11 protein-coding genes are annotated in these 12,288 nt (G+C 45.4%); 3 read left to right on the top strand and 8 right to left on the bottom strand.

Annotation, left to right across the window (positions count from 1 at the left end; all coding sequences use genetic code 11):
* Positions 1-1,113 carry a 2-iminoacetate synthase ThiH gene (thiH, locus tag M0C34_RS19515; RefSeq protein ID WP_248713324.1) on the top strand — a complete coding sequence of 371 codons (1,113 nt, stop codon included), beginning with the start codon at positions 1-3 and terminating at the stop codon, positions 1,111-1,113.
* Positions 1,114-1,116: 3 nt separating this feature from the next.
* On the opposite strand, the gene M0C34_RS19510 is transcribed toward thiH, so the two are convergent.
* Positions 1,117-1,857, bottom strand: a complete 741-nt coding sequence (locus tag M0C34_RS19510) for a substrate-binding periplasmic protein (protein WP_248713323.1) — start codon at positions 1,855-1,857, stop codon at positions 1,117-1,119.
* A gap of 126 nt (positions 1,858-1,983) precedes the next feature.
* Between M0C34_RS19510 and M0C34_RS19505 the strand changes: the two genes are divergently transcribed.
* Complete coding sequence (locus M0C34_RS19505; RefSeq protein WP_248713322.1) at positions 1,984-2,520, top strand: putative ATP-dependent zinc protease; 537 nt, start codon at positions 1,984-1,986, stop codon at positions 2,518-2,520.
* Positions 2,521-2,528: 8 nt separating this feature from the next.
* Here M0C34_RS19505 and M0C34_RS19500 read toward each other — a convergent pair whose 3' ends face one another.
* Positions 2,529-3,374: a DNA ligase gene (locus tag M0C34_RS19500; protein ID WP_248713321.1), complete on the bottom strand. Its 846-nt coding sequence runs from the start codon at positions 3,372-3,374 to the stop codon at positions 2,529-2,531.
* A gap of 117 nt (positions 3,375-3,491) precedes the next feature.
* Here M0C34_RS19500 and M0C34_RS19495 point away from each other — a divergent pair, with 117 nt between their 5' ends.
* Entirely contained in the window at positions 3,492-3,848 is a 357-nt protein-coding gene (locus M0C34_RS19495) for a GFA family protein (RefSeq protein ID WP_248713320.1), read from the top strand.
* A gap of 70 nt (positions 3,849-3,918) precedes the next feature.
* On the opposite strand, the gene xylA is transcribed toward M0C34_RS19495, so the two are convergent.
* From xylA to M0C34_RS19465, 6 genes are all read right to left on the bottom strand, one after another.
* On the bottom strand, positions 3,919-5,241 hold the full coding sequence (xylA, locus tag M0C34_RS19490) for a xylose isomerase (RefSeq protein WP_248713319.1): 1,323 nt from the start codon (positions 5,239-5,241) through the stop codon (positions 3,919-3,921).
* A gap of 304 nt (positions 5,242-5,545) precedes the next feature.
* Entirely contained in the window at positions 5,546-6,457 is a 912-nt protein-coding gene (locus tag M0C34_RS19485) for an aminoimidazole riboside kinase (RefSeq protein ID WP_248713318.1), read from the bottom strand.
* A gap of 92 nt (positions 6,458-6,549) precedes the next feature.
* A complete protein-coding gene (locus M0C34_RS19480; protein WP_248713317.1) occupies positions 6,550-7,293 on the bottom strand; it encodes a transporter substrate-binding domain-containing protein in 744 nt (247 codons plus the stop codon).
* 202 nt (positions 7,294-7,495) lie between these two features.
* Positions 7,496-9,499 (bottom strand): transketolase, encoded by a 2,004-nt coding sequence (gene tkt, locus M0C34_RS19475; RefSeq protein ID WP_248713316.1) that lies wholly within the window; start codon positions 9,497-9,499, stop codon positions 7,496-7,498.
* 27 nt (positions 9,500-9,526) lie between these two features.
* Positions 9,527-10,486 (bottom strand): transaldolase, encoded by a 960-nt coding sequence (gene tal, locus M0C34_RS19470; protein WP_248713315.1) that lies wholly within the window; start codon positions 10,484-10,486, stop codon positions 9,527-9,529.
* A 455-nt stretch (positions 10,487-10,941) separates the two neighbouring features.
* Positions 10,942-12,156 (bottom strand): XylR family transcriptional regulator, encoded by a 1,215-nt coding sequence (locus M0C34_RS19465; RefSeq protein WP_248713314.1) that lies wholly within the window; start codon positions 12,154-12,156, stop codon positions 10,942-10,944.
* Between the last annotated feature and the right edge of the window lie 132 nt (positions 12,157-12,288).

Here is a 12,288-nt window from a genome sequence, read left to right as displayed (position 1 = left end):
ATGAGTTTTGCCAAGCAATTAGCCCAATACGATAATGCTGCTGTTCATTTAGCCATTAACAGTAAAACCACCGTTGATGTAGAACGGGCACTCGCTAAAGATAAGCTGGATTTAGATGATTTTCAGGCTTTGATTTCGCCTGCCGCAGAAGGCTATATAGAGGAGATGGCGCAACGTAGCATGCGTTTAACCCAGCAGCGTTTTGGTAAAACTCAACAGTTCTATATTCCGCTGTATCTAAGCAATATGTGCAGTAATATTTGTGACTATTGTGGGTTTTCGATGGGTAACAAAATTCGCCGGCTTACCTTAGATATGGAAGAGCTTGAGGCTGAGTTAGACGCCATTAAACAACTCGGTTTTGACCACATTTTGTTGGTTACCGGAGAGTCCGAACGCAAAGTTGGCATGGATTACTTCCGCCTAGTCATGCCTAAAATAAAAGCCCGTTTCTCACATGTTTCCATGGAAGTTCAGCCGTTAGACCAAGCTGAATATGAAGAACTTATTAGCTTGGGTTTGGACGCAGTGATGGTTTACCAAGAAACCTATAACAGACACCGTTATGCAGAGGTCCACCCTAAAGGGCGAAAACGTAATTTCGATTATCGTTTAGCTACGCCAGAGCGTTTAGGTGACGCCGGCATCAGAAAAATGGGTATTGGTGCGCTAATTGGCTTAGATGAATGGCGCAGCGATTGCTTTTATGTGGCGGCGCATTTGCAATACTTAGAACGAAAATACTGGAAGAGTAAATTTTCTATTTCTTTCCCTCGCTTACGTCCTTGTGAGGGGGGCTTTCAACCTAAATCTGTAATGAGCGACAAACAATTAGTGCAGCTAATTTGTGCCTATCGTTTGTTTAACCCTGATGTTGAATTGTCATTATCTACCCGCGAGTCGGAGCATTTTCGCAATCATGCTATCCCGCTGGGTATTACTAGCATGAGTGCTTTTTCTAGTACTCAACCGGGAGGTTATGCCGATACCAGTGAGAAAGCCTTAGAACAGTTTGAAATTAGCGATGATCGTAGGCCTGAAGTGGTCGCCGAAGCGGTAACAAACGCAGGCTATCAAGTGGTATGGAAAGATTGGGATCGAGCGCTAGGCTAGCGGTTACTGCAAGTATTTAGCTTCTAATTGTGCCAAAGCCCCTTGTTCAAGTAATTGCTTAAGCTGTTGGTCAAATTGCTCAACAAACTTTTCGTCAACCTGTTCTTTGCTAAAAGCTAAGTACACGGGGACTTGGCCTAAAGCAGGCTTGAGCAGCTTCAAGCTGTGCGGTTTACCCTCTTGCGTGGCAACCAAAAGTGCTTGCCGACTGTCGGTGGCTATCATATCTAACCTGCCCAATAATAATGATTTGACTAAACCTTCAACGCTATTGTGTTTGTCTACATCAAATACTTTATCTGCTAGTGCTGCATCAAAAGAAGGCGAAATACGGACATTGCGCACCTTACCTATACGATAGGCATCGAGTTCAGAGAAATCTCCTGAAAAGCTATTCTCAGACCATGACGATGTGGCAATGAGGTGCTGATCTAGGAATAAAAAGGCGGTATCAGGATAGTAGAAAAACTGCTCTCTGTCGGTGGTACGCATAGTGGGAATAAGCCCCTGACTTTGATGGGTTTTCACCTTGGCGTACGCTCTTGCCCAATTGCTTAGCTGATAATCGGCATCCACGCCAAGTTTTGCAAAGCTCTGGTCAATGAGATCGATAATGATCCCCTCTGCTCTGCCTTGAGCATTGAGCATAATGTAAGGCGGGAAAATGAAGCTTTGTATTTCAATCGTTTTTGCTTGCGATGTACCACAGCTAATTATTATCAAAAATAATACGAGGTATTTCATTTGTATCCTCATCTTTGAACTCTCGGCAAAATTATAGGCAAACATGCTATGGTAAGCGACCCAAACGGCGGTAACTAACCGTTTTATTTATTATCCGCGTGAACAATCACATAAGAGAGGTATAGCGTGTTAAAGAAACTACTAGTTGCAGCAATACTAGTACTTGCTTGCGTAAGCAGTGCAATGGCCGAAAAACTAACGGTAGGTGCCGCCGAGCGTGTTCGCATCGTCGAAGCCGACCTGCACTTCTTAACTCGAATTGATACTGGTGCAGCTAGCACTTCTATGCATGCAGAAGCCATGACCGTATTGGATGGCGAGAATATTAATCCTGCGGATTACAGCGAGGCTGAGCAAAAGTCGATAGTGCGTCCCACAATGCGTAAAAATATCGGCAAGTACTTGCAGTTTACTACTGAAAACGAGCAGGGTGAAAAACACCAAGGTAAGGCGCTTATCACCAATGTTGCTGCGGTGCGAAATTCACAGGGCTTAGAAATCCGCTACAAGGTGGCTTTGGCGGTGGAATGGCAAGGCCATGCCAAAACAGTGGAAGTAAATTTACGTGACCGCAGTAAAATGCACTACAAATTGTTAGTTGGGCGCAATTGGCTTGAAGGTGACTACCTGGTCGATGTAGAACGAAACAAAGACTTAAAATAAACGTCGCCTTATAAGGCTTGGTGAATGCGCACAAAACGGGCAAAACGAGGTTTGCCGTGTTCGGTTAGGCCATTGTAGCGATATTCAATCACGCTGCCGATAGGGGGTGGTTCGGCCCGTAATTGGTCACTCAAACCACTGCCTATTTTAAATTTTCGACCTTGCGCGTCTTCTACGACTAAGGCACCTAACATACCTCGGTACTTACCTTTTCCATGGCTGTAGGCGATCACCTCCGCCTCGGCATCTTGGTAGCTTTTATACTTGATTAGTGCGTTGCTACGACTCGGTAAATACAGTGATTCAGGGTCTCTTAGCATTAAACCTTCACCGCCCTCAGCACTGATTTGTTGCAGCTGCTGTTCTAATTTTGGCCGCCCTGGATAAGCGCGATAAACGGGTACCTGCATAAAGGCATTGGCTGCACTTAGGGTTTGTAAGTGCCGATAGCGTTGCTGATAAGAACCCAAATAGTGCGGTAAATCAAAGGCAATAAAGCGGACTTCTTGCCACAGTGGCAAGCTGGGGTTGTGTTGATTGATTAAGCCCACTAAGTGACTAAATTGTCCTCTACCGAGCCATAGCTCTCCGTCTACGGCAACCTTGGGTAATTGACTCAGCCACGCCTTGGGTAATTCAATGATGTGGCCGCGACGACTGAGTAGTTGCGTTCCATCCCAATAAGCGCGCACCCCATCATATTTTTCACACACCCAATAGTGTTGCAGCGCTAAATCTTGCTGGTAGTCGGCTGCCAGCATCAGTTGTGGTGGTTGCACTGCTTGGGCAAAAGCCTCGCGACTACTGATTAACAGTAAACAAAGACGGAGTTTGCTACTGAGAGAAGTTTCCATGCGCACCTCTGTATTGACTTATTTGTTACTAATAATAGTGCAAATGAAAAAGGCTCGCTAGCATTTATCGCATTCAGCGTTAAACTCAAAAAAGGTTTATCTCTGAGGGTGAGAATTATGACTAAAAGTTACCTAGGAAGTTGTCATTGTGGCGCGGTGAGGTTTAGCTTGAAAACGAGTTTAGAACCGGCGGTGCGTTGTAACTGCAGCCTTTGCCAGCGTAAAGGTATTGTAATGGTGACAGCTGATGATACGAGTTTCGAGTTATTGTCTGGTGAGCAAGCATTGACGTTGTACCAATGGAATACACAAGTGGCTAAACATTATTTTTGTAAACACTGTGGAATATATACCTTCCATAATCCGCGTACTGCGCCAGCGCTAACTCGGGTTAATGCAGGCTGTTTAGAGGGGGTCGACCCCTTGAGTTTAGATGTGGGGGTAGTGAATGGTGCTGCACTGTCTAGTGAGTAATTTAAGATAAAAAAAGGCCGACGCTGCTGCGTCGGCAATAATGCAAAAGGAACTAACTAATACTCAGGTTTTACTTACTAAAAATATGTTTATTAACGATGTTTTCTAATTCTTCTTGGCGACCAGAAACGTGTGCTGGGTCAATGTTGTCAGCAATCGCTTGTGTGGCTAAAGACTCTAGGCTGTAATCGCCGGTCATGATGCCTTTACCTAAATCACCGTTCCATCCCGCGTAGCGGTCAGTAACAATCTTGCTGATGTCTTGGCTCTCTAGCAAGCTAGCCGCTTTTTCTAGTGCAAGTGCACAAGTATCCATGCCGCCAATGTGGCCGTGGAAGAAGTCAGCGGGATCGATACTTTGACGACGTAGTTTAGTGTCAAACATCAAACCACCGTCTTTAAAGCCGCCAGAGCGAAGAATGTCATACATTACCGGTGTCCATTCTTCTACGCTGTTAGGGAATTGGTCAGTATCCCAGCCTAGTTGCGCATCACCACGGTTAGCATCGATAGAGCCAAATAGGCCTAAAGAAATAGCGGTAGCAATTTCGTGATGGAAAGAATGACCCGCTAAAGTAGCGTGGTTAACTTCAATGTTTACTTTCACTTCGTCTTCTAGACCGAACTGTTTTAAGAAACCGTAAACGGTAGCAGTATCGTAATCGTATTGGTGCTTAGTAGGCTCAGCGGGTTTTGGCTCAATCAAAATAGTACCGGTGAAACCGATTTTATGTTTGTGCTCAACCACCATTTGGAACAAGCGACCTAGCTGCTCGCGCTCTTGGCGCAAGTCGGTATTTAGTAGCGTTTCGTAACCTTCACGACCGCCCCATAATACGTAGTTTTCGCCGCCTAGCATCTTAGTTGCGTTCATCGCAGTAAAGATTTGGCTCGCTGCGTAAGCGAAGATTTCAGGATTAGGGTTTGAACCTGCGCCAGACATGTAACGTGCGTTAGAGAACGCATTTGCCGTGCCCCATAACAATTTCATGCCGGTTTCGCTTTGCTTCTGCGCAAGCACATCCATCATGACTTTCATGTTTTCGGTGTACTCTTTTATAGAGTTACCTGCTGGTGCTACGTCAACGTCGTGGAACGAGTAGTAAGGCGTGCCCACTTTAGAGAAGAAATCAAAAGCAACATCGGCTTTCATTTTCGCCATTTCAAGTGCGTTACCTGGTTTTTGCCAAGGGCGATCGAAGGTGCCGGCACCGAAGATATCAAAACCGTCCCAGCAGAAGTTATGCCAGTAACAAGCACCAAAGCGCAGGTGCTCTTCCATGGTTTTACCCATGATTACTTTTTTAGCGTCGTAATGACGAAACGCTAGTGGATTAGTGGACTCTGGCCCTTCGTATGCGATTTTCTCGAACTGCTCAAAATATTGAGTCATGAAACTACTCCTAAAGGAATGTAATACATAGGAGAACCAATCTCCTGCTTGTTAAGTATTGTTAGCCTTAGGATGAATTCTCTCAATTATGAAAAATGCGGTCTTTTTTCAGCTATTTGCTTTTCGTGCGCTAACTCCCGTTTTGAATGGAGGTTTTTTAGGGTTTTTCAGCAAAAGTAGTGATTTCATTGCGTGGATGGGAAATATCGTAATGCGAATTTGGTTGCTGTAGGGTGGGGCGATTCAATCGTGACCACCTAACTTACGGAACAGCACCCAAAACATCGAGGTGTTTTGGCTTAGTTTAGCGCTTAAGGTAGGGAAGCGCCGACATTGCGCCTTTCTCTGCCACCGCCAAGGCTCCACATTTATTACCACGCGCTAAAGCCTCTAGTAGAATGGTTTTATCTTGCCACTGACTAAACTGGCATAACTGCGCTAACACGCCACCCACAAAGGCGTCACCAGCGCCGGTAGTATCAACCACTTTGTCCACCGGTTCAGAGGCCACCTGATGCTGCTGACCCTTATAGATCAGCTGGCTGCCTTGTTCACCCAGCGATAAAATCACAGGGATCTGAAAATTATTATGTAAGTGTTCAATGGCAAGAGACAAATCTTGGCTGTCGGTTAACCATAATGCCTCTTCTTCCGATAATTTTATAAGATCGCACAATGGCAGGTATTGCGTGATATGTAGGCGCATATGTTCGGGGCTGGGCCACAACATTGGGCGCAAATTGAGATCAAAAAACACCCAACCTCCTGCGGTGCTACATTGTTTGGCCGCCACTGTGGCTGTTTGGCGGCAAGGTTCAGCCGCTAAAGCAATAGAGCTCAATTGTAACCATTGCTCTGATTGAAAAGTGGGTAGTTGGTCAAGGCTTAAAAATTGGTCGGCACTCGGCTTGACTAAAAAGCAAAACTCACGCTCTCCGTGTGGGTCTAAAGATACCATTACCGTAGACGTATGATGCTGTTGGTCAATGCTTAAGCAACGCAGGTCTAAGCCTTCAGCGCGCAGGGTCGCGCTAACACGCTGGCCCATTGGGTCATTGCCTACTCGACCAATAAAACCACTGGCTACGCCTAAGCGCGCTAAGGCCACGGCAACGTTAGCTGGGGCTCCGCCAGGACACATTTTTAGTAGTCCATTAGCCTCGGGGAGCAAGTCAATCACCGCATCACCTAAATTCCAAACCTTTGGCTCATTCATCGCTTTCCCTCGTATCTACGTTTTTTCTGATTCATACTGTTGGCTAATATGATGGCTTAAATCGAGTCTTCGTTGTGTGGCTAGCTTCTAGCTTAAGGCTGCCGTTTTATGCCTGAAAGGGTGTAGGAGTTGTCTAGGTAGTGTTTTTGCACTTTGCTAATAGCCAGATTGAGCCGCAACATAAAATCGGGATGCTTAGCTAAATAGTTCTTAGAAATATAGATACCAAAGGGCGCCGAGCGTTGTACCACTTCAATATACTCGCCGCTAATAATATTGGTATGCACATTAGCCGTTTTAAACACATCGGCCGACAAAAATGCCGCATCAATACGTTTTAAATCAAACAGTAGTTGTGCCAGTTTAGCGACGTTTTTCTGTTTACCGATCACTCGATAATAGTGCTTATTCAACCAACGAAGGGTATTTGTTCCTTCTATCGAGGACACTTTTGCACTTGATTTGAAGCCCTCAGCGTCGGGATCTAAATAGCTGTCATAACGAAAAAACCAGCTCCAGTTATTAAACAAAATTGGGTGAGAAAATACCGCTACTTGGTCACGCTGTTGGTTCTGCGAGGCTAAGAAAAAACCATCTGCCATACCATTCTCTACATCACTAAATGCGCGTTTGTAATTAGGCACCATTTTGCTTTGATAGGGGACGTTTAGCTCTTGCATTATTTTGTCGATGAGAAAATTGCCTCCTGCTAATGGTTGCTCACTGGCAAAGGTATAAGGCACAAAATTGGGATACACCAAACGCAGGGGTTCAGCATAGCTAGGTGGAACGCTTACTCCAATACATAATAAAATTGCCAAGCAAGCTACGCGCACAACATCGACTCCAAAGGGATAAGGTGGTTAGCAATAGTATAGTCAGACCGATGAATATCAATTGCTTAGCGAGCATGTTTAGTTGAAATAGTTGAACTGGATCTTTATTACTGAGGTTTTTGCTGCGGGGGACATTACGTGATTGGGAGAATAATAGGGCGCTATTCGTTTTCAGCTAGCGCCCTATGTGTCCTTTTTTAGTTTAGCTATCTAATAAGCTTAAGCTTTGGTCGACAACATTTTCTACAGTAAAGCCGAACATTTTAAATAGTTCGCCGGCAGGAGCTGATTCACCAAAGGTTGTCATACCTACGGTAACGCCGTCTAGACCAACATACTTGCCCCAAAAGCCAGCTTGTAGGGCTTCTACGGCAACTCGTGCTCGTACTGCTTTAGGTAGCACCGCTTCGCGGTAAGCGGCATCTTGCTTGTCGAAACGCTCGGTACATGGCATAGATACTACCCGTACTTGTTTGCCTTGCTCAGTCAGTTTAACTGCGGCGTTTACCGCTAGCTCAACTTCAGAGCCTGTGGCCATTAAGATTAGCTCTGGCGTACCCGCACAATCTTTAAGCACGTAAGCACCACGATTAATGAGTTCTAACTGCTCACCACTGCGTTTTTGCTGGGCAAGGTTTTGGCGAGAGAAAATTAACGCACTTGGGCCATCATTGCGTTCTACCGCGTTAATCCAAGAAGCGGCAGACTCTACTTGGTCACAAGGGCGCCAGGTTTCCATGTTTGGTGTTAAACGTAGGCTCGCTACTTGCTCAACAGGCTGGTGCGTTGGACCATCTTCACCCAAACCAATAGAATCGTGAGTGTAAACGAAAATAGAGCGTTGCTTCATTAATGCTGCCATACGAACCGCATTACGGGCGTATTCCATGAACATTAAGAAGGTCGCTGAGTAAGGAACAAATCCACCATGTAAAGCAATACCGTTTTGCATTGCCGACATACCAAATTCACGTACACCGTAATGTAAGTAGTTACCTGATGCATCTTCTGCCGTTACTGACTTAGAGCTCGCGTGGAAGGTAAGGTTAGAAGGGGCTAAATCCGCTGAACCGCCTAACAATTCAGGTAAAATTTTACCAATTACATCAAGCGTGTTTTTCGACGCCATACGGCTAGCAATATTAGCAGGCTCGTTTTGTAAGCGTTGCAATAAGGCTTGAGTTTCAGCTTTCCAGTTTTCTGGCAGCGTGCCTTCAACACGGCGTGCGTACTCAGCAGCGAGTTCTGGGTAAGCTTTTTTGTAAGCGGCAAATTTGTCGTTCCACGCTTGCTCTTGAGTGTTGCCCTTGGCTTTGTTATCCCATGCTTGGTAAACGTCAGCAGGTACTTCAAAAGCCGCATATGGCCAGTTCAAGAATTCGCGGGCGGCTTTAATTTCGTCATTACCTAGTGGTGCACCGTGACAGTCGTGTGAACCAGACTTATTCGGTGAACCAAAGCCAATGACTGTTTTAGTACAGATTAGCGTAGGTTTAGTGATGTCACCTTTAGCAGCAACAATCGCGGCATTAATTTGCTCAGGATTGTGTCCGTCGATGTCACGAATTACGTTCCAGCCGTAGGCTTCAAAACGTGCTGGGGTATCATCGGTGAACCAACCTTCAACGTGGCCATCAATAGAAATACCATTGTCATCCCAGAAGGCGATTAGTTTACCTAAGCCTAGGGTGCCAGCCAGTGAAGCCACTTCGTGAGAAATACCTTCCATCAAACAACCGTCGCCCATAAAGGCGTAAGTGAAGTGATCGACAATCTCATGATCTGCACGGTTAAATTGGGCCGCTAACATTTTCTCAGCGAGCGCCATGCCTACCGCATTAGCAATACCTTGGCCTAGTGGACCGGTCGTTGTTTCAACACCAGGAGCATAACCATATTCTGGGTGACCTGGGGTTTTAGAATGCAACTGACGGAAGTTTTTCAACTCTTCTATCGGCAGGGCATAACCGCTTAGGTGAAGTAGCGAGTACAACAACATTGAACCGTGGCCGTTAGACAAAACAAAACGGTCGCGGTTGCTCCAGCTTGGGTTTTCTGGGTTGTGAGCTAAGTGATCACGCCAAAGTACTTCGGCGATGTCAGCCATGCCCATAGGGGCGCCTGGGTGACCTGAGTTAGCTTGTTGAACGCCGTCCATGCTCAAGGCACGGATAGCGTTAGCAAAATGTTGACGAGGGTGAGCCATCTTTAATTTCCTAATAATAAATAATCTTTAAGCTTGCAGTGCTTCAATAAGCATTTTGTCTAGTTTCACTTGGTCAACGGCAAAGGCGCGAATACCTTCAGCCAATTTCTCGGTGGCCATAGCGTCTTCGTTGTGAGCCCAGAAAAACTCGGCTTCGGTCATTGGCGCAGGACGATTATGAGAAACGCCTTTGTCTACTAAGCGCGCTTCTAAAGGAGCGTTGGTTTGGTCTAACTCTTCAAGCAATGCAGGGCCAATTGTTAAACGGTCACAACCGGCTAATTCAACGATTTCACCAATGTTACGGAAGCTCGCGCCCATCACGACAGTGTTATAGCCATGTTCTTTGTAGTATTGGTATATTTCAGTCACAGAGATAACGCCAGGATCCTTCGCGCCAGCGAAATCGGCGTTGCTATCTTTAGCTTTGTACCAATCTAAAATACGACCCACAAAAGGAGAGATAAGGAATACGCCAGCTTCTGCACAGGCACGTGCTTGAGCGAAAGAGAACAATAAAGTTAGGTTACAGTTAATGCCTTCTTTCTCTAATTGTTCTGCAGCGCGAATACCCTGCCAAGTAGAGGCTAGTTTAATCAATACGCGTTCTTTGCTAATGCCGGCCGCTTGGTATAGCTCAATTAAGCGGCGCGCTTTAGTAATACTGGCTTCAGTATCAAAAGACAAACGTGCATCTACTTCAGTAGAAATACGGCCAGGTACTAACTCAAGTACTTTACAACCAATGGTCACGACTAACTTGTCGGCGGCCATTTCGATTTGCTCGGCGGGTACGTCAGATTGCGTTTTTGCCCATTCGGCCACTTCTTTTAGCAAGCTTGAGTACTCAGGCAAACCTAAGGCCTTAACAATTAACGAGGGGTTAGTTGTCGCGTCTTCTGGAGAAAACTTGCGCATGGTGTCCAAATCGCCAGTATCGGCAACTACCGTGGTGTATTGTTTTAGCTGTGTTAGTAGAGAACTCATAAGATGTATAGACCCTTGTAATGAAAACTAATTGTGCGGCTTGTTTGGTGAGCCTTCATTATTGCTGAAGGTCGGTGACCAAAGCTAAGCTTCATGTCCGTATTAAAGTGCCAGACTGGCAGTTGAGCGCAATTACGCTTTTTTTAGCGCTAATGTTGAATTTTCGCAGTCCCAACCTAGATCACACTTTATTTGATGTTTTCTTGGTTTTGACGGCGTAAATCTAATCGCTTCGTCACACTCGAAGCCATGGTGCGCTGAAATAATTTAAAAAGAAACGCGCTTAACTATCAGAGTTTTCATAAGGCTAATGATGTTTTTTTGATCATAACCTGATCTGTTGGTTCGCGTTGTTTCTTTGCAAGCTTCGTTTGATGGCAACTTCGCTTCGCTAAACTCAATAAAACAGGCACTGCTCATCGAATATAACCAGAATAAAGCGACTATAGCTTGCCTTAAGCGCTGGCCGAAATTGGCTGTTCATCAATAATAAGGGGATCCAGATCTCTATTTGTCACCCCTTTTTGTTCTCGTAGCTTACCTGGTGTCATATTCCAGCGTTTCTTAATGGCGCAAGACAAATACTGCGGGCTACTAAAGCCTACTGTTTTCGCGATTTCACCCAAGGTTTGCTCGGTATCGATGAGTAACTCTAGCGCTAAGTTAAGTTGGGTATCCAGCAAATACGAGTGTAACGATATGCCCAGTTCAGCGTGAAATTTATTGTCGATGGCACCTCTAGAGCAGCCCAGTTCGGCCAAAATTTGCTTCACCTTGATATTGCCTTGATTAATTCGAATCAAGCTAAGAGCGCCACGTACTAGATTATCTTTGAAGTGGAAGTAGTCGGTTGAATCGCGACCAATCACCCGTTCAGGTTGTACATGATGGTGCTGTTTTAGTAATTGCTTTCCGTCCATGAGTGGTTGCAGTAAAGATGCGGCCAAATAGCCCATAGCGCGAGTACCTTGGCGAACCGATGTTAGGGTTGGCAGGCTCAAGGTACAATTTAACTCGTCATCGTCGATACCCATAATTGACACCTCTTCAGGTATCTTTATTTTGGCTAACTCACAGGCATAACTTAGTTGGCGTGCTCGTACATCGTTTGCTGCGATAATCCCAACCGGTTTTGGCAGGCAACGTAGCCAGTCACATAAGCTTTGTAAATCGCTATCCCAACTATCAGCTTCCGCTTTGCCGCTAAACTGACTATAGGCACATTGATTACGCTCGCACCAGTCCTGCAGCATCCGTTCTCGGTCGGCAGACCAATCGTTAAACTGTCGGTTAGGGTAGCCACAAAATGCTAAATGGGTATAACGGCGCATTTTTAAAAAGCGCGCCGCCATATTGATAACTTGTTTGTTATCCGACATGACCAAAGGGTAATTTTGCATGCTGTTAGCCGACAATTCACTACTCGAAATACCGACAACCGGTATGTTGCGAGACTTGATCGCGTCGCGAATTTCAGGGTGATCAAAATCAGCAATAACCCCATCGCCTTGCCACTTGCTAAAATCATCCACTGAGAATAGGTTTTGCTCGCCAATGAATAAGTTCCAAGGTGCGCCATTTTTCACAAACGAGGAAATGCCGGTAATAATGCCTCGGTCGTAAGCCATATTTGCGTTTAATAGCAACGCTACGCGGTAGTTTTTTGCCATGGTATTTGTCTTCCGTATTACTACGATTATTTCGCTGAAATAAGTCTATTTAAGCCAATGCTTAAATAGATTCACTAATGGTCAATATTGCTAACAGCCATAACAGGGTTATGGCTGTTAGCCGGCCTTAAT

It is taken from the genome of Agarivorans sp. TSD2052, from assembly GCF_023238625.1.
Classification (GTDB): Bacteria; Pseudomonadota; Gammaproteobacteria; order Enterobacterales; family Celerinatantimonadaceae; genus Agarivorans.
The sequence above is the reverse complement of the archived record's forward strand: the minus strand, read 5'-3'. Positions and strand labels throughout refer to the sequence as shown.